General features: G+C 44.0%; 17 protein-coding genes. 7 read left to right on the top strand and 10 right to left on the bottom strand.

The window, feature by feature from the left end; translation table 11 throughout:
* The first annotated feature begins 235 nt into the window (after nucleotides 1-235).
* From BCT49_RS12915 to BCT49_RS12895, 5 genes are all read left to right on the top strand, one after another.
* Complete coding sequence (locus BCT49_RS12915) at nucleotides 236-982, top strand: amino acid ABC transporter ATP-binding protein (protein ID WP_102435669.1); 747 nt, start codon at nucleotides 236-238, stop codon at nucleotides 980-982.
* Complete coding sequence (locus tag BCT49_RS12910) at nucleotides 982-1,779, top strand: amino acid ABC transporter permease (protein ID WP_102435667.1); 798 nt, start codon at nucleotides 982-984, stop codon at nucleotides 1,777-1,779. The genes BCT49_RS12915 and BCT49_RS12910 overlap by 1 nt, the downstream gene beginning before the upstream one ends.
* A gap of 12 nt (nucleotides 1,780-1,791) precedes the next feature.
* Entirely contained in the window at nucleotides 1,792-2,601 is an 810-nt protein-coding gene (locus BCT49_RS12905; protein ID WP_102435665.1) for a transporter substrate-binding domain-containing protein, read from the top strand.
* 177 nt (nucleotides 2,602-2,778) lie between these two features.
* A complete protein-coding gene (locus BCT49_RS12900; protein WP_102435663.1) occupies nucleotides 2,779-3,702 on the top strand; it encodes an amino acid ABC transporter permease in 924 nt (307 codons plus the stop codon).
* A gap of 219 nt (nucleotides 3,703-3,921) precedes the next feature.
* On the top strand, nucleotides 3,922-4,866 hold the full coding sequence (locus BCT49_RS12895; protein ID WP_102435661.1) for an ADP-ribosylglycohydrolase family protein: 945 nt from the start codon (nucleotides 3,922-3,924) through the stop codon (nucleotides 4,864-4,866).
* 275 nt (nucleotides 4,867-5,141) lie between these two features.
* Here BCT49_RS12895 and BCT49_RS12890 read toward each other — a convergent pair whose 3' ends face one another.
* Nucleotides 5,142-7,148: a TonB-dependent siderophore receptor gene (locus tag BCT49_RS12890; RefSeq protein WP_102435659.1), complete on the bottom strand. Its 2,007-nt coding sequence runs from the start codon at nucleotides 7,146-7,148 to the stop codon at nucleotides 5,142-5,144.
* 20 nt (nucleotides 7,149-7,168) lie between these two features.
* Between BCT49_RS12890 and BCT49_RS12885 the strand changes: the two genes are divergently transcribed.
* Complete coding sequence (locus BCT49_RS12885) at nucleotides 7,169-8,431, top strand: helix-turn-helix transcriptional regulator (RefSeq protein ID WP_102435657.1); 1,263 nt, start codon at nucleotides 7,169-7,171, stop codon at nucleotides 8,429-8,431.
* A 17-nt stretch (nucleotides 8,432-8,448) separates the two neighbouring features.
* Here BCT49_RS12885 and BCT49_RS12880 read toward each other — a convergent pair whose 3' ends face one another.
* On the bottom strand, nucleotides 8,449-9,339 hold the full coding sequence (locus BCT49_RS12880) for a LysR family transcriptional regulator (protein WP_102435655.1): 891 nt from the start codon (nucleotides 9,337-9,339) through the stop codon (nucleotides 8,449-8,451).
* A gap of 101 nt (nucleotides 9,340-9,440) precedes the next feature.
* Between BCT49_RS12880 and BCT49_RS12875 the strand changes: the two genes are divergently transcribed.
* Complete coding sequence (locus tag BCT49_RS12875) at nucleotides 9,441-10,049, top strand: LysE family translocator (RefSeq protein ID WP_102435653.1); 609 nt, start codon at nucleotides 9,441-9,443, stop codon at nucleotides 10,047-10,049.
* 63 nt (nucleotides 10,050-10,112) lie between these two features.
* Here the strand turns inward: BCT49_RS12875 and BCT49_RS12870 are convergent, their stop codons facing one another.
* The 8 genes from BCT49_RS12870 to BCT49_RS12835 form a co-directional block, all read right to left on the bottom strand.
* Nucleotides 10,113-10,670 (bottom strand): hypothetical protein, encoded by a 558-nt coding sequence (locus tag BCT49_RS12870; RefSeq protein ID WP_102435651.1) that lies wholly within the window; start codon nucleotides 10,668-10,670, stop codon nucleotides 10,113-10,115.
* Nucleotides 10,671-10,833: 163 nt separating this feature from the next.
* Nucleotides 10,834-12,072, bottom strand: coding sequence for a DUF1501 domain-containing protein (locus BCT49_RS12865; RefSeq protein WP_198595856.1), 1,239 nt, complete (start codon nucleotides 12,070-12,072; stop codon nucleotides 10,834-10,836).
* A gap of 8 nt (nucleotides 12,073-12,080) precedes the next feature.
* On the bottom strand, nucleotides 12,081-13,442 hold the full coding sequence (locus BCT49_RS12860) for a DUF1800 domain-containing protein (RefSeq protein ID WP_102435649.1): 1,362 nt from the start codon (nucleotides 13,440-13,442) through the stop codon (nucleotides 12,081-12,083).
* A 140-nt stretch (nucleotides 13,443-13,582) separates the two neighbouring features.
* Nucleotides 13,583-14,014 (bottom strand): GNAT family N-acetyltransferase, encoded by a 432-nt coding sequence (locus BCT49_RS12855; RefSeq protein WP_102435647.1) that lies wholly within the window; start codon nucleotides 14,012-14,014, stop codon nucleotides 13,583-13,585.
* 122 nt (nucleotides 14,015-14,136) lie between these two features.
* A complete protein-coding gene (locus tag BCT49_RS12850) occupies nucleotides 14,137-14,631 on the bottom strand; it encodes a GNAT family N-acetyltransferase (protein WP_102435645.1) in 495 nt (164 codons plus the stop codon).
* A 51-nt stretch (nucleotides 14,632-14,682) separates the two neighbouring features.
* Nucleotides 14,683-15,105, bottom strand: coding sequence for an N-acetyltransferase (locus BCT49_RS12845; RefSeq protein ID WP_102435643.1), 423 nt, complete (start codon nucleotides 15,103-15,105; stop codon nucleotides 14,683-14,685).
* Between the two features lie 101 nt (nucleotides 15,106-15,206).
* The gene (locus BCT49_RS12840) at nucleotides 15,207-15,545 is read right to left on the bottom strand and encodes a zinc ribbon domain-containing protein YjdM (RefSeq protein ID WP_004731484.1); all 339 of its coding nucleotides are present in this window, start codon (nucleotides 15,543-15,545) and stop codon (nucleotides 15,207-15,209) included.
* A 198-nt stretch (nucleotides 15,546-15,743) separates the two neighbouring features.
* Entirely contained in the window at nucleotides 15,744-16,907 is a 1,164-nt protein-coding gene (locus tag BCT49_RS12835) for a threonine/serine exporter family protein (protein WP_076654024.1), read from the bottom strand.
* Nucleotides 16,908-17,454: the final 547 nt, after the last annotated feature.

Raw genomic sequence — 17,454 nt, 5'->3', positions numbered from 1 at the left:
AAGCAAAAGACAGATCGAAATACAAAGGTGAATTGAACGAGTGAAATGCCTTATATAATATTTATGGCATTACACTGAACCAAATTCTTTGGTCTTTCGTATATCAAAAGCAGCGTTCATTTTGGGCGCTGCTTTTTATTTGCCCTACAAGATGCTATTAAATTCTCATAAGTCCCTAATTTTATGTGCAATCATATTTCTATATTGTTAAGGTAAACCTGTCTCTTTACTAGGTATGAACAACGATTTGAACAATCTCAAGGAAATGGTTAAGTTTAAGTCACTTAACAAGTGGTATGGTGATTTTCATGCCCTAAAGGATATCGATTTAAAGATTGAACAGGGAGAAATAGTGGTGATTTGCGGGCCGTCTGGTTCGGGGAAATCAACCTTAATCCGCTGTATCAATCAGCTAGAACCCTTCGAAAGTGGCGAGCTTTCCGTGCTAGAACAAACACTCCCGTGTAAGTTCAACACACCGGGCCAAGTTGGAATGGTGTTTCAGCACTTCCATTTATTCCCCCATCTTACTGTGCTTGAAAACCTGACTCTGTCTCCGATTCGTACGCTCAAGAAAAGCAAAGAAGAAGCAGAGAAAACGGCGATGCATTATCTCGAATGTGTGCACATTGCAGAGCAAGCGAATAAGTACCCAGCTCAGCTTTCTGGTGGCCAACAACAACGAGTGGCAATTGCTCGCTCTCTTTGTATGAAACCTGAACTGCTGTTGTTTGATGAACCGACATCTGCCCTTGATCCGGAAATGATCAACGAGGTACTTGATGTGATGGTTGAGCTCGCGAGTGAAGGCATTACCATGGTGTGTGTGACACATGAAATGGGCTTTGCAAAACGTGTTGCCGACCGTGTCATTTTTATGGATGAAGGACAAATCGTGGAATCCAACACGCCACTGTGTTTGTTCGAAAACCCTCAACACGAGCGTACTCAAGCGTTCCTAAATCAGATTCTGACTTACTGATGCTGCTTAAAATAGTGAAACCTGCCCTATCCGCATTGGTACAAATTGTTGTGCTCGCGGCAGCTGTTATCTGGATCCTCGATTCTGGTGCTCAAGCCATGGGATACAGCTGGCAATGGGAACGAGTGCCTGACTACATCGCCTTTTATGAAGACGGTGAATGGTGGCCTGCAGAATTGATGGAAGGTTTACTCGTCACCATCAATATCTCTCTGATTTCTTTAGTCGCTACGCTAATCATTGGTTTAACCACAGCCCTGTTACGCAACTCTAACTCTGTGGTCGGACGTACCCTAGCCACCAGCTATGTCGAGTTAATTCGTAACACCCCGTTATTAGTACAAATCTATTTGCTCTATTTTGTGTTTGGCCCTGTATTGGGGCTAGACCGCTTTAGCACCGCTGTTTTAGCCTTGGCACTTTTCCAAGGGGCGTACACTGCCGAGATATTTCGTGCAGGTTTAAATGGCATTGCTAAAGGACAATTTGAAGCAGCTCAATCTTTGGGCTTATCAAAGACCTATACTTATTGGGATGTGATTCTTCCTCAGGTGATTCAACGCACGTTGCCGCCTCTAACAAATGAAGTTATCTCTCTTATTAAAAACTCTTCGATTGTGAGTGTCATGGCTATTTTCGACCTGACAACCGAAGCCAGAAACATTGTTTCTGAAACCGCGATGCCATTTGAGATCTGGTTCTCTGTGGCGATCATTTATCTTGCACTTACACTTTCACTTTCTGCCGTTGCTGCTTGGCTTGAGCATAAGCTCGGAGCTAACTGGCGAACACAATAAGGATTTATCAGCATGAAGCTATTTAAAACCGCAATTACAGCTCTACTTGCGCTTGCCGTAAGTTTGCCTGCACTTGCTTCTGAAACGCCTAACCTAGACAAAATCAACGAACGCGGTTCTATTCGTGTTGGTATGTCGACTTTTGTACCTTGGGCCATGCGTAACAAACAAGGCGACCTTGTTGGCTTTGAAATCGATGTGGCAAAACGCCTCGCTGAAGATTCAGGCTGGAAAGTTGAGTTCGTACCGACGGCATGGGACGGCATCATTCCTTCTCTACTATCGAACAAGTTTGATGTGATCATCGGCGGTTTGTCTATCACTGAAGCGCGATCTAAGAGTGTATTGTTTACTGAACCATACTCTCACTCAGGTGTTCAACTAGCAGCAAACAAAGAACTAGCGGAAGGCTTTACTCAGATCTCTGATTTCGATTCTCGTCGAGTGAAAATTGCAGCACGTCGTGGTGCATTCACAGTTCAAGTGGCTCGTGAAACCTTCCCGAAAGCAAAAGTACTTCAGTTCGATGACGATGCTCAAGCATTCCAAGAAGTGCTAAACGGTAATGCACACGCGGTTATCGCATCTAGCCCGAAACCAGAACACGAAGCGATTAAAAACGCAGACACGTTATTCATTCCATTTGAAGAGCGTCTGTCAAAAGGTAACGAAGCGTTCGCTGTGCGCCTAGGCGAAACAGACAAAACAGAATTCTTCAACGCGTGGATCAAAGCACGTACTGAAGACGGTTGGTTGAAAGAGCGTTACGAGTACTGGTTCTCTACTCTAGATTGGCAAGATCAGATTGCTCAAGGTCAGTAATCCGAAGCTGAGCTCAACTTTTTGAGTATGGGCTAATCTGTCGAATCTAAATCAAGGCAGTGCACTGTTTGCACTGCCTTCTGAGTGACAACTTAAATCGCCTTTAAGTAGCCTGATTGGATTCGTTTTAGAGCTAAGCAATAACCTAATAATAATTAATGTTTAAACAGGAATGACGTGAGTAGTACTAGCGCATTATCAACGCCCAAGCCCAACCTTCACATGAAGCCTTGGTATCAACGCCTCAATCTCTTAGATGGTGTGTTGTTTGCCATTATTTGTGCGTTCGCAGGTTGGCTTTATTATCGTTCTTCTGTCGGTATTAACTATCAGTGGCGATGGGAAGACGCGTTCACATTAATTTTTATTCCACCTTCTCAAGGCAGTATTCCTTACTTCTTCCAAGGCTTGGTCGCAACATTGCGTTTGAGCTTGTGGAGCATGGTGTTAGCGCTCTCTTTCGGCACACTGTTAGGAGTAGCAAGACACTCTAAGATCGCTTTCTTCAAAACACCGGCGCTGATTTTCATCCAGTTGGTTCGAAATATTCCACCATTGGTATTTGTGTTTATCTTTTACTTCTTTGTGTCTAACCAGCTGATCCCACTGCTTGGCTTAGAAAGCATTTTACGTGAACACAATGGCGAAATTAACGCTGTTCAAGGTTTCCTATTCGGGCCCGCAAACCTATGGGAAAACTTAGCCTCTGGTGTTATCTGTATTGGCCTGCTCTCTTCCGCTTATATCGCTGAAGTGATTCGAGCTGGTTTAGAAAGCATTCCTAAAGGGCAATGGGAAGCGGCTGATTCGCTCGGGTTGTCTGCATTCTCTAAATATCGATTTGTGGTTGGCCCTCAGGTATTAACGGCGATTACGCCACCTTTGGCAGGTCAGGCAATTTCGCTAGTAAAAGACACCTCGATTGTGTCGCTGATTTCCATTCAAGAGATGACGTTTGTTGGCACCGAAATGGCGAACTCTTCCGGTTTGATCTTCGAGATCTGGTTGATTGTAGGCGCGGTTTACTTCGCACTATGTTTCACTCTTTCGAGAATTTTCAAAGTAATCGAGCAACGATCGAGTGTTTATCTAAACCGCTAACATCACTGGCTATTTGAACGTGAATTCAAGCATCGGTTCGATGGCCAGCACCAACACCTAATTGATAATATTCATCAACTTAACCTGATTGGTTTAACTCATTGACCAATCAGGATTAATTCGCTAAAAACTCTCTATCGAAACACAGCAAACCCCTCATTTAAACACTATACTTTCAGTACCCAATTTCATTGATTCTTCTCAAGGACTTCACTCAGCATGGACAATCATAAACAAAGAGCTTTTTGCGCCGTTGTGGGCGCATTGGTTGGAGACGCCGCTTCAATGGGGCTACATTGGCTGTATGACCAAGAGAAGATCTTACAGGTTGCTGGTTTTGAGCCAGAATTTCGTTCACCAAACCAGTTCGATTATCAAGACAAAGGGTATTTCGCGCACCAAGGAAAAACCGCAGGTGATCAATCGCAATACGGTGCTCAGTTATTGGCGATGGTCGACAGCCTAGTCGACAATCAACACTACGATGAAGCGAGTTACATTAAGCACTTCCGTTTCTGGTTTGACTTTGGTGGCAGTTGGCAAGGCTACATTGATAAAGCGACTCGTATGAGCTTGCTGAACATACATCAATTAGAGCTAGCCGATGCCCCAATCACAGCCTGTGGCGCTGATGACACCCAATTACCTGCGGTTTCAAAGCTTATACCTTTAGTGGCATGTACCTACACTTCTCACACCTTACCGGCTATGGTCGAGAGTGCGGTTCGAGTCACTAATAATAATGATAGAGCCGTAGAGTGGGCACAAGCCATCACCCTACTGATTCAAGCCGCAATACAAGGTAACTCACCACTACAATCGGTAGAAATGGTAAGACAAACCTGCAGCAAATTTATACACGATCAAATCGATGAAGCACTGGCTGAACCTGAGCTTTCAATAACAGATGCCGCGAAGAAGTTTGGACTGCATTGTGAATTGAGTGCCGCGTTCCCATTGCTGATTCGCATCATTGCTGGCGCTCAAAGCTTTAAACAAGGCATTCGAGATAACATCTTATGTGGCGGTGATAGTTGCGGACGTGCGATCGTGATTGGCGCGGTATTAGCAGCCTGCTTCTACGAAGAAGACGGCGCAATTCCAACGGAATGGCTAAACCAAGTCGATATCAATGGCGGTGTTTTGTGTCTACCAATTGAATAGAGCTATTTGGCTTTCATGAAATGACTAGAATCACCCAAACGGCTAGTTCTCCAAAAACTGCTAGCTCTCCAAAAATTAAAGCGCCTCTCGATTCCTTGCTCGAGAGGCGCTTTTCTTTTCACTAGTCACCTAAAGTAATCACTAAAACGCGTGACTTAAATGAATACTTTAAACGACCGACTTAAAAGAATAGCTTCAGTCTTGAACAATAAACTTTGCGGATCCCTACGACCGTGAGTCTATCGCGCTAACTAAACCACAAGTTTAAGTCTTTTTTAGAACTGATACGCGGCAGACAGTTTGTAGTTACGGCCAGGTTCATAGTCATCCAAGGTAAAGCCTCTTGCTGTGCCTGAACGAGATGCGTGTGACGTGTATTGCTCATCAAACACGTTATCGATACCAAAGGTGACAGACAACCCATCCACATTTGATGGCACCCACTGAGCATACAGGTTGTGAACATCGTAACCCTCTTTGATTGGCTGACCATCGAATACATTATCTTCGTCTTTCACCAACATTGAGTTCCAACCAAAGATCGTTTCTAGCGCTTCAGACTGATAATCCAGTGTTAGCGTGATGCTGTCACCCATATCAATACTGCGTCCGTTACCACCCGCAACAGCACCACCTGTGTCTTTATTTTTCGTATCTGAACGCGCATAAGACAGTTTGCTGTTAAACATCTCATAGCCATAAGACAAACTTGCCTCGAAGCCTTTTATCTCGACGTCGCCTAAATTGTAAATCAAATAGCTCTGGTTCGCGGGTTGATACTCTTCAGCTATATAATCATCAATATTGGTTTGGAACACGGTTAGGTTTGCGCCGATGAAGTGGTTATCTAAACGCTTATCAAAACGCACGCCACCTTGCGTGTTCTGCCCGGTTTCGGCTTTAATATCGTCCGCTAAAAATGCAGCATCTTGATAAGCGATAAAGGTTTCCATCAACTCAGGCCCTTTGAACAACGAGCGAGTGCTGGCAAACAAGGTCCAATCTTGAGTCACATCCCATTGCGTTGCCAACGACCACGTCATGTCGTCAAAGTCGTCGTTACCGGTTTCGGCTTTGCGTTGATAATCATCAAAACGGACACCCGCAGTGATAGAGAAGGCTTGGGTAAAGTAGAGCTGGTCTTCAACAAAAAGGGCGGTAGAAATTGCTGACTCGTCCATAAACTTACTGCTGCCGTAATAGCTGCTCGATGACTTGTCCATGTAGTCAAAACCATAGGTCGCGATGTTATCAAACGACATCAAGCGATAGTCCGATTGGAACTTAGCATTCAAGCCAAAGTTTTGGTTCTTCGCGGTGTTGTTAGACAATCGATTCGATGGCCAACGTGGCGCCATAACGCTTTCATCACGCTGAATCTCTGTCTCTGTGTTATACAGAGTCACGTTACCTTGGTGATTTTCGCCACGCAGTTCATAGCTAGCCGTTATAGTGTCACGATCGTAATCGGTAGGAATGAGAATATCGTTAGACAAGCCTTCGTTCGCACCGCCAGACATATCTGGACGCGGGCTGTAATCACCACTATCGCGGTAGAGATCATAAGAGAGTTCAAAGCGGTGTAAGTCACTCGGTTCATAACCAATCTTACCGAGAATGTTATACACGTCCCCTTCTGAGCCGAAGGTTTCATTGCCGTCGCCGTCTTCGAAATCATCTCTACTCATGTAATGGCTGTAGAGCATGGCATCGACCTTATCCGACAACAAACCATACACAGTTAAAGAACCTTGCTGACTTGCGTTCGTGGCATAGCCGCCATAAACACGAGCACCAAAGCTCTCATCATAACGAAGCAGATCTTTCGCATCTTTAGTTTCAAACAGCACCGAACCGCCTAACCCATTTTGCGTAACCGAGTTGTTACCTACTTGGATATCGGCCGATTTCAAGATGTCTGGGTTAAGAGTGAGGTTACCAATATGGTGGAACATGTTCGCGTGCTGAGAAGCACCATCGAGTCGAATATCTAAGTCAGTTTCGCTTAAGCCACGGATGGTAATTCGTTGGTTGACCGAGTGCGTTCCCCCAACATCAACACCGGGAATTTCACGCAGTAGATCCGACATATGGTCAGCTTGCTTGAGTGACATGTCATCGGCAATGATAGATTCGGTGTTGCTTGATACTCTCGTTCCCCACACCACAACTTCATCAAAGTGCGATGTGTTTTCCTCTGCAATCACCGGGCTACTAAACGCGCTGGCAATTGCAATACAGAGGGCTGAAAGCTTGATTGTTGAGTTGACTGGGCTTTCCATAAATTCAATCCTAGATGTAAATGATAATAATTCGCAAATATGATAGAGTTGTAATTTATAAATGCACAGATGATTTGCTTATGCAGAAACGCACAGGTGTTATGAGGAACGGTCAAATGAGTGAAGTAACATCAAAGCAAACTAAACTTGCCGAAACGGCTGTGGCCGAAAGAGTCGAATTAAACAAGAAAACTGTGTTAACGAACAAACCAGTGTTAACAAACAAATCTATGCTAACGAAAAAACCTGCGTTAACTAAAAAAGTCGCTCTGACCAAGAAGCTAGAACAGACTGAAAAGCAGATTATCGTGACACAAGGTCAAACCAAGCAGACATCACTTGCTGAAGGCAAATTCCTTTCTTACCAATACAATGACCAAATCTTTGTGCATGGCGGTCGTTGTATTGAATTAGTAGACAGCAACATCGTATCGACGGCTCACTCCGCTATCTTGATTACCATTCTTCTCGAAGGGAAACTCACCTTTGGCTACGACGATCTTGAGTTCGATCTCGATGCCAGCAATGAGCCACAAGGCGTGGTGGTAAACTTAGCCAAACCAGCTAACTTTAGGCGCTCGTTAATCCAAGACAACAAGATGAATAAGGTCAACATCTTGGTTAAGCCACAATGGATAGAGCCTCGTTTAAGCGACCACTGTTCTAGCAAGTCATTCCTAGATTCACACAAAGCGTTTTACGAGTTAGAGCTAAACCCTGACATCATTCAATTAACGAACAGATTAACCAGCCAAGCGACACCGACCAACTTTCAAGACAAGCTCGTCGTCGAGACGTTGACCCAACAATTGATCGCTCAAACTCTTTCTCAGATGCCGATACAATGTTGCCAAGAGTGTACCTCGGAAGATACAAGCACCAGTGCAAACAGCATATTTCAGGACGTTGGATTGGATGAAAACAATGATGACGTTCCAGTGGCAAAGGGGTTCGACGCCAAAATAGAAGATATCATCAGCTACATTGAAATAAATCTAGATCAGCCACTCAGTCTTGAAAGCATCGCGAGTAAATTCTCGATGAGCATTTCTAACCTTCAGCGTCGATTTAAGCAATCTTACAACCTCACTATCAACGGTTATATTCGCCACCGACGTCTAGATATCGCGCGCCAACACTTAGAGCGTGGCTTAGTTTCAATAACTGAGGCAGCCTATGAAGCGGGTTATCAACACCCTTCTAACTTCACTAGTGCTTTCAAGAAAGCGTTTGGTGTTCCACCTCATGCGCTTGCTAAACACTCTGTATCAAGGGGTAACTAGCTCCTGATGTAAGGAGTCTATGTGTTTTTGATAACTGGAACACACTGCGACAACTCGCTCTTTAACCAAGCTACGAATGAATTAGCTGACTCATCCTGATAGCTATCTTGTGTGAGCAATATGTATTGGTGACCAGAAGGTACAAAACCAAACGGCGCGATCAAGTTACCTCTTTCAAGATCATCGGCCACAAGTGGATAAGACCCAAGTGCTACCCCTAACCCATCGACAGCTGCCTGAAAGCAAAAATAGAAGTGTGCAAATGTCTGGTTGGAAGCAGCTTGTGACAATACTCCGCTATTATTTGTGCCTTCAGTGATAGACGCCCAATGACTCCAAGCATTTGGTCGTGTGCTGCTGTGCAGTAATTTCACATCACCTAGATAATCTTTAACCTGTTGCCAGTAATCCGGGGAACACACAGGGCCTACCCACTCTTCGACTAACGGTATCTGTTTGTAACTCTCGGTCAATTTAAAGTCATCTCGGCGAATCGCCATATCGAGGCCAGTCGCATCTAAATTCACAGCCCCACCAGCTGTGGATAAACGAACATCGATGCCCGACTCGGCGTAGAACTCACCTAAACGTGGCATTAACCAACGCATGGTTAAAGTCGGTTCACACGAAACTTCTAACGCATGGTTATTAAGCTGGTTGAGCTTTTTAACGCCCGTATCCAACGCCTGAAACGCTTGCTCTGTGTAACCTTTAAGTAACTCACCCTCTTTGGTCAAACACACATTTCGACCCTGCTTATAAAACAGAGTTTGAGACAAATAGTTTTCCAGAACTTTGATCTGTTTGCTCACCGCACCATGGGTAATATTGAGTTTTTCTGCCGCGTCGCTGTAACTCGTAGAATGAGCTGCGACATGGAAAACATGAAATGCTTTAAGGTGCCTCATTTGTGATTATTTCTCACAGGTTAATGGAATTCATTTCGATTATAGGCAGCAAATAAAAACCATACAATGACGGCTCATCAAATAAGAGAGTTGGAGTATTTATGGAGTGGTTGAGCTTAGCGGTATTAGGACTATTGATTGTTATAAGCCCTGGTGCTGATTTCGTTTTAGTTTTGAAGAACAGCGTCAATCAAGGAAGACAAGCAGGCATTTGGACAGCAATAGGGGTCAGCCTAGCGATTTGCGTTCACATCAGTTATTCAATGCTAGGTATTAGTTACTTAATCTCACAGAATGAGCAGATTTTCGACATCATTCGATACGCTGGTGCCGCTTACCTTATTTACCTCGGCATAAAAGGCATCTTAAGCGCAGACAGCAAACTCGCACCAATGGAAGGAACGTCTGAGAACATCAGTACTTGGCGCTATTTGACACAAGGCTTTCTGTGTAACGTACTCAACCCCAAAACCATGTTGTTCTTCTTGAGTATCTTCAGCCAAGTCATTTCACCCGATGCTGCGAACCAACATGTCGCTCTCGGCTATGGACTTTACATGATTGTTCTTCACGGCTTATGGTTCGGAATTGTCGCGATGTTATTTACTTCGAATACGCTGCAAAAACACTTGTTGAAAGCCAAGAAAAGGCTCAATCAGGCGTGTGGAGCTGGATTGATATCCTTTGGTTTAGCGTTAGCATTAAAATAACTCGTTCAGTCACAGTCACAGTCACTATGGCAGCAATGGAGACTGCCATAGTGATGTACTTAACTAACCTTCAAAGTCACTCACTTCCCATTTGTTACTCACTTCGTTCGTCAGTAGATTCTGGAAATGCACAGCATCATTCGGTTGCCAAATACCAACCTGTAAAGCAAAGGAACGATCTTCATCTTGAGTCGCGTGAATGAAGTTAGAAGACATCGTTATTGTATTAGCCTTAATGGTATGTTCAGTTTCTAGATCAAGACTAAGAAACGATCTTCCATCGTTGGCAACAAGACCACGACGCATATTGCATCGAAACTGTGTTAATACATAGTTTCCCGGTTTTATACCATCAAACAGTGCGTACTTTGTATCTTCATACACAAATAAACGTAAGGTCTGTGGTTCAGAACCAACCAATTTACCATCGACTTTTTCTTGTATATCAAACGAGAATGTTACACACGGGTAAGTTGAATCGTACTTTGATATATCGGTCGCGATAGCTAATGCGCCGTTACCTTGCGGTTCTGACAATGTGTCTGTAGCCGAAGTAGGAACGCTTTTACATCCTGAAATACTCGCAGCCGCAGATAATGCAACAATCAGAAACTTATTCATATAAAGCCTTTATTCTTATCAATATAATTATTCGGCGACCCTATCATTAAAAATCCAGACCGAAAACACAGATTGATAAAATATTGATATAGTTAGCATTATTTTATAATTCAACTGACAGTTCTCATATTAAAAGTCTCGTTGATTTAAGTTTCTAGCCACTTCATATCATTTGAAGTGGCTTTACCATTTCACTATCAGGGAAGATGGTGTCGAGCTGCTTCGTTTCTATCGACAAATGCTGACTTAGCACGCCTTTGATTACGCCTCGCATGTCAGTGGTTGGTTTGAGATCTCGCCCTTGATAAAGGTTTTGTGAGCTTAACCCCGGCCAGCTAGCGATCACTTGTCCCCCAGAAGTGCCTGAACTCGATGTGTTTGAAGCCTTATTAACCATCGCTCCACCAGCAACCAACATGACGTTACCTGTACCATGATCGGTACCTTTTGTACCGTTTTCCTTGGCAGTTCGACCAAACTCACTGGCGGCTATTATCACTGTGTTGTTCCAGCGTAAACCTAACGATTCCTTAAGCGCCGCTAACCCTGCATCCAAGGTTTTAAGTTGGTTACTCAACCTACCATTGACGCTGCCTTGATTGGCGTGAGTATCCCAGCCACCGAGTTCGAGTGCTGCAATATTTGGCCCGTTATCAGCAGCTAAGATGTCGCCCGTTTTACTCATCAATGACTTAAATTGTTTGCCAACACCTTGGCCACCCACCAACTCATCTATCTTCATGACGCTTTCTAAATTAGCAGACAGCATTTGGTCACTCTGAAAAAGTTCTTCAAGTAGCTCTGTTTGTTTATCGCGTGTTTTCAAGCGGTTTGGATACCAACTTGCCACGGTAGATTCACCCTGCATGATGAGCGGCAGGCCGGAATCAATCGCGATTCCATCGTATTGTCCTGAGCTCAGCGTGAGCAAACGGTTAAGCCACCCTTCTGTATTAAAAGGATCGGAAGTACCGTTTTCTAATATCTTTTGCCCATCAAAATGAGAACGCTCTCGATAAGCGGTTGAACAAGCGTGAACAAAGCTAAGTTCTTTATTTTCATACCATTGATGACAACTTTTAAGATATGGGTGCAACCCAAAGAAGCTATCTAGCTTAAGTAGCTGATTAGGCTTTAAACCAATATTCGGTCTTAGACCTGCATAATCAGGATCTGCATGAGGTACCACAACGTTTAACCCATCCATCGCGCCACGCAGTGAGATCCAAACAAAGATATTGTCTGAACGTGTTTTGGCAAAGCTTGGAAATGGCAACATCGCACTCACACCGATAGCTGTAGCAATGCCAATGAACTGGCGGCGATTAATATTTTCTAGGCCGTGACCGTGTGGCTCATGACTCTGCGACTTCATATTCTGCGAACCGTTTGTCTTTTTCATACCCACTCCTAACGATATTGAAACTGTGGGCTTAACCACAACAGGGAAAGTTGCATTGCAGCACTGTCGGCTTTGCTCAATACAATTTGAGTATGTTCATCAATCGCATCGCCATATAAAGCTGCGATCACGTCATCCACTACCGCCTTTGGTTTTGTACCCGAGGTCTTAGCCGATTTTATCGCGATTGAGGCGAGCCTATTAGCGACTTGCATACGTTGAGTTAATGCCGAAGGGCTGTTGTAGTCTCTGTCTTGATCCGACCACCCTGCCGGTGAACCCGGCTTAAAAGGTGGTTGGCCTAATGTGTTGAGAGTATTCAGTGCTTGCTTGTCGTTAAGTGGAATGTCAGCGCTGCGAAGTACCGCAAATAGCCACTCTTTCGGCGGTCTAAATCGATTGGGCTTGGGTTCATTTGCCTCTGTGCTTCCCAGTAACAAGCGGTAAACGGGCAGTAACTCACCATTACCTTTTAGATAGGTCGCGACCATTTTTTCTGAAAGGTATTTAGGCGTATCACCAATAAAATGCTGGCAAAGCTTATCAACCAAATGTTTCGCTGTGTCTTTGTGAGTCGCTAAGGTTTGCAAACACGACTCCCCTTGCGAGATACCGGATTGGGAGTAGGATTTTCCAAGTAAGGTAATGCTGCCGGGCTCATGGAGGTTATTAGCAAATCGAAAACCAGCGTTTGGGGATTGGAATTTAATGCCCCACCCCGAAATCGCCTTCGCCAAGGCAATTACATCTTGTTGGGTATAGGAACCATCAACACCTAGGGTATGGAGTTCTAGAATTTCACGAGCGAGGTTTTCATTCAGCCCCTTATCACGGCGCTTACCGACTTTGGAATTGGGCCCAATCGAGAGTTGATTATCTAGATAAAGAAGCATGGCTGGATGTTTTGAAGAAGCCATCAGCATGTCGCTGAAATTACCATTCCAATGCTTGCGAACCACATCGTTTTCAATGCTGGCGGCCAAGGGCATTAATTTTCGATTATCGACCGAGATGGCGAAGTGGTTACTCCAAAACTGAATGATGCGCTCTTGAAAACCATAAGGCGTTTCAACGCTTTGCAGATGGCGAGCTTGAGCTTGTTGTCGGTAGTGAGAACGAAGAAAAGACTGTACCTCTTTCTTCATTGCTTGCATCTTTTGCTCATCACCCTTGGCTTTCTTTCGCTGTTCAAGATTCTCGCCGACGGTTATCAGGATAGATTCGGTTGTGGGTAAAGCATGAATGGACTGATGAATAAATGGCTTTTTATCCAACTGTTCTAAAGGCGAATAATAGGCTGTTTGACCTAATCTAGGCCCAAAACCAAACCTTTGTTCACCCACAATTTTTGAAGTTGGGTAATAATTCATTGCACACTCCCTTACGCTCGATCTGTTCTAAGTGTAATCACTTAGTCATCAAGCATATGGAGCTTTACAAGGTTTTACGTTAGATGGGTGTCAGGTGCCTATCAAGTTACAGACACGGTGTGATCATTTTGAATGAATGTCTATTTACGCCACATATATACAAACTGGTCGTTTTGCGAGGTGATTTCGAAACCAAATCTTAAATACAGTTCTCCAACTCGATTACCTTTCAGGTAACACAACTCAACTGGCTTACTGAGCTTGTCTGCGTAAGCTAAGCAATCGGTGAGGATTTGGCTACCAATGCCCTTGCCATGATATTCAGGCAACAAGAAGAATCGGCAAAAGTAGAAGTAGTCACCTTTGTCTTGCAGCAACACACTGCCAATCACTTTGCCCTGATACTCAATGATTTCAGGCCTTTCCTCTGCCCACTCTTCAGCGTGTATATCTCGTTGAATTTGGTCATCCCAGCCAAAAACAGCTTTGATTGGCTCAAATTCAGCCGCCTTTTTTAGCTCGAACAGAAATTCATAATCTGGTGACTGAGCGGGTCTTGTCGAATACTTCAAAATATACCCAACAATAATCGATGAACTATAACCAAAGAAACCACCATCAATGGTGGCTTCTATTTAATAAAATTTCACTAACGGAAAGTAGGTGAACTTAAGAAAGTGCCATACTTTAGTGTTCATTTTGGGTCTAGCTGATAGCGCAACACCTCTTGATGATCTTGCTCTGAATAAAAGGTATTTAAGAACTGGCCGCCACACTTCTCAATCACTTTTTGCGAAGCAATATTGCCGTACTCACAAGTAATAATAGCGCTTTCTGTAAGTATATGACGCTGAACCCAAGACAGCATATGACTGGCGATACCTCGCCCTCTTGCTTGTGGCAGAGTCTCATAGCCGATGTGCCCGATAACGTCATGAATATATTCACTGGTGCCGTGACGAACTCTAATCACGCCAAGAATCTGACCAGACTCGATACAAAAGTAAGTTGAAGCTGGCGTCCACCCTTCAGGCAAACACTCACCTTTTGAATAAGCTATTCGCCTTTTTAAATACGTATCGCTACCATCAGAAATACCGGTATAGATTTCCAGTCCATCATCGATACAAGCGTTTACATAATGGTGGAACGCATTCGAGTGCGCCATGTCGGCTTTGACTATATCCATATAACTTCTATTCCTGCCTAATGCTCGTCTGACTATTCACTAAGCCCAACGCTAGGCTAACTGCATGGTGTACTCTCGGTGCCCTGTGTGCTCGTCGGCTTGTTCACTTACGATGTTAAAGCCTTGAGAAAGGTAGAAATCAATGGTCGCTTGATTCTCTTTGTACACATTCAAAGACAAGTTCGGGCATTCAAGCTTGGCATGTTGCATGAGGTGCTTCCCAATGCCACTCCCTTGATGCTCAGGGCAGACAAAGATAGCCGCTAATAACCCTTCATAGAGTGAATAAAACCCGCGAACTTTACCATCAACTTGAAACACGTAGGTTCGTGATGCAGGAAGATAGATGTCGCGCATATTACCCACTTGCGACTCCCAAAATTCAGGCGCCACGAAGTTGTGCGCCTTAATGGAAGCCGTAAGCCAGATATCTAGAACCGTTTCGGTGTCGGCTGCGCTGTATTCTCTGATCATTTTGATTCTCTAACGTTTGAGTTTGACTCTGTTTTCCAGTCAGTATGCTCAATAACGGCCCAAAAGCATTGAACATTTACGACAACCGTCCGAAAGAATGGTTACTGCTTTTTCACGTACTTTGCAGTCACCAACATTTCACCGCCGCCATCAAGCTTACAATCTAGCTGGTGATCTTTACCTTCATTGATGCGTCGAATCACCGCTTTGGTACCGATTTTCAGTACAGAAGAACTGCCTTTAATTTTTAGATCTTTAATGAAGGTAACTTTATCGCCGCTTTCTAATACAACACCATTCACGTCCTTAACACGCGCAGCTTCTCTTTCTAAACGTTCTTCTTCCGGATTCCATTCATAGGCACACTCAGGGCAGATTAGGTTGTTTTGGTCTGGGTAGACATATTCAGATTGGCATTGCGGACAAGGAGGTAAAGACATACGTTAATACTTCATTTAAATAGAATTTACGTCCATTTTAATGACTCTTGCTAGGCTTAGCGAGCACAAATCCAACCAATTATCTCAAGATAAACCTAACGTCGGAAAAGAGCGGCTCTAAAACGAACAAACACAGCCATCGAGCTGTGTTTGTTGAGGAAACGAGTGTGCCTGAACGGCAGCAGTAATCTAGTCAGATTAACGTTCCACTTTTGGTGAATAGATCGAGTACGCTGTGATTTGCCCTGCCACAATCGCAGAGAACATAAACAGCGCCGATAAACCGATACTAGGGATCGGCAAGATAGATTGTTCGAACACCGATTGGCTCGCACTCACCAATACACGGCTACCCGGAACCAAGATGATGATCCCTTGCACGATATAAATAGACCCTGTGAGCTCCATTTTTTTAGCAATCCAAGTCCCATATAAAGTGATAAGAACGGTGGTTACCCAAGTACCCACAACCCAACCACTATCAAAACCAAGATAGAATGGCCCCCACATACCCAGAACCGCAACTGGCAAGCCAAGTAAGATGTCTTTAGGGCGAGCATTGAACATCACACCGATAGACACAGAGATCAACACCAAGCCTGATATGTGCATCCACACTGGCACCGCATTGGTATAGTCGATAGAAACTGCTTGTCCCCATATCGCTTCACCAATATTGAGACCCATGATAATTCCAACAAACAGCTTGATCAGCGTTAAGGCACTCTGCCCTAGCAAACTGGTACCCGAGACGAGATCGTTAAACGCCAAACATTCTAATGCGTTAGCTATCGATAATCCGGGGACAAACAAGACGATTGACGCAATACACAACGCCCACACAGGGATTGGCAAACCAGTGCTTGCCAAAAACGCCACAAAGATACCCGTCAATAATGCAGAGATAAATTCAACCGCAATTGCGCGACGTGAATGCAGGACTTGCTGACATACCCAAACCATCAAGCCCAATAACGCAGAAAAGCCAACCGCTTCCAACGTACTGCCGACTAGCATCAAGTACGCTGGTGGAATGCCCATATTAGCTAGTGCGGTCACAAACTTAGAGTAGCCGACAGGCTCTGGCACTGGCTCACTGCTCGGTTGGTTAATACGAATGATGGTATTTGCCAACAAACTCAGGTTAATTGAAGCAGGCTTTAGGCGCTTGAGAATAACGGCGTTGTTATCGTCTGGAAATTGATAATTAATCGCGGTTGGCGTTGCTTGGATCATCACATCCACACCATGCTTTTTTGCATAGAATTGTGTGTACTTTTCAAGCTTATAGGGAGCACAGCCGCTGCGGTGAAGAGTGTCACCAATTTCAACAATTTTGTTAATTCTGAACTGAGAAGGCATGGGTATTTTAGGCGAGACAAAATGTGCGGCAAATGTACCAAACGACAGACGGAATGACGAGACTTTTGCGTGAATTATCAACTAAATTCGTTACTTTTTTCTGCGAACGCACAGAGGCGTGTATCACTCTACTCATTTGGGATTACTTTAATGAATAATACGAATCGTTCGTAAGTTAAATCGATGCATCCTCATTGTTATAAACGCACTTATAAATTTGGCTTAAATCTCGATTGTGTTAACACGTTCAACCTCAGAGTTTGCCTGCATTGCTGAGGAAATAACATTCAATATCGGTTTATAAATTCACCCCAAACTCCCTCTCAAAAAATAATAAACTAACTGCGACGTTAGACCTTGAGCTTAACGAGAGTTTAGTCACATTTTATTCACTCTCAAACTGGCAGATATGATTGAAAAACTAGCGTAGTGGTGGTTATGCGAGCACTTAGAATAAAAATGAAAGAAAAAGGTTTCGTTTTCAGTTAGATGTGGCATTATCAAACTCGTTAAGACGATGTGCGTACATCGTATAATGGCTATTACC

Origin of the sequence: Vibrio lentus (assembly GCF_002875945.1) — a bacterium.
Taxonomy (GTDB): Bacteria; Pseudomonadota; Gammaproteobacteria; order Enterobacterales; family Vibrionaceae; genus Vibrio; species Vibrio apostichopi.
This window is presented reverse-complemented; position numbering and strand designations above follow the sequence as displayed.

What these genes read in the sequence shown, in the direction of transcription:
- BCT49_RS12915 (WP_102435669.1), top strand. Translation starts at nt 236, where the DNA reads ATGAACAACGATTTGAACAATCTCAAGGAAATGGTTAAGTTTAAGTCA.
- BCT49_RS12910 (WP_102435667.1), top strand. Translation starts at nt 982, where the DNA reads ATGCTGCTTAAAATAGTGAAACCTGCCCTATCCGCATTGGTACAAATT.
- BCT49_RS12905 (WP_102435665.1), top strand. Translation starts at nt 1,792, where the DNA reads ATGAAGCTATTTAAAACCGCAATTACAGCTCTACTTGCGCTTGCCGTA.
- BCT49_RS12895 (WP_102435661.1), top strand. Translation starts at nt 3,922, where the DNA reads ATGGACAATCATAAACAAAGAGCTTTTTGCGCCGTTGTGGGCGCATTG.
- BCT49_RS12890 (WP_102435659.1), bottom strand. Translation starts at nt 7,148, where the DNA reads ATGGAAAGCCCAGTCAACTCAACAATCAAGCTTTCAGCCCTCTGTATT.
- BCT49_RS12885 (WP_102435657.1), top strand. Translation starts at nt 7,169, where the DNA reads ATGATAATAATTCGCAAATATGATAGAGTTGTAATTTATAAATGCACA.
- BCT49_RS12880 (WP_102435655.1), bottom strand. Translation starts at nt 9,339, where the DNA reads ATGAGGCACCTTAAAGCATTTCATGTTTTCCATGTCGCAGCTCATTCT.
- BCT49_RS12875 (WP_102435653.1), top strand. Translation starts at nt 9,441, where the DNA reads ATGGAGTGGTTGAGCTTAGCGGTATTAGGACTATTGATTGTTATAAGC.
- BCT49_RS12870 (WP_102435651.1), bottom strand. Translation starts at nt 10,670, where the DNA reads ATGAATAAGTTTCTGATTGTTGCATTATCTGCGGCTGCGAGTATTTCA.
- BCT49_RS12865 (WP_198595856.1), bottom strand. Translation starts at nt 12,072, where the DNA reads ATGAAAAAGACAAACGGTTCGCAGAATATGAAGTCGCAGAGTCATGAG.
- BCT49_RS12860 (WP_102435649.1), bottom strand. Translation starts at nt 13,442, where the DNA reads ATGAATTATTACCCAACTTCAAAAATTGTGGGTGAACAAAGGTTTGGT.
- BCT49_RS12850 (WP_102435645.1), bottom strand. Translation starts at nt 14,631, where the DNA reads ATGGATATAGTCAAAGCCGACATGGCGCACTCGAATGCGTTCCACCAT.
- BCT49_RS12845 (WP_102435643.1), bottom strand. Translation starts at nt 15,105, where the DNA reads ATGATCAGAGAATACAGCGCAGCCGACACCGAAACGGTTCTAGATATC.
- BCT49_RS12840 (WP_004731484.1), bottom strand. Translation starts at nt 15,545, where the DNA reads ATGTCTTTACCTCCTTGTCCGCAATGCCAATCTGAATATGTCTACCCA.
- BCT49_RS12835 (WP_076654024.1), bottom strand. Translation starts at nt 16,907, where the DNA reads ATGCCTTCTCAGTTCAGAATTAACAAAATTGTTGAAATTGGTGACACT.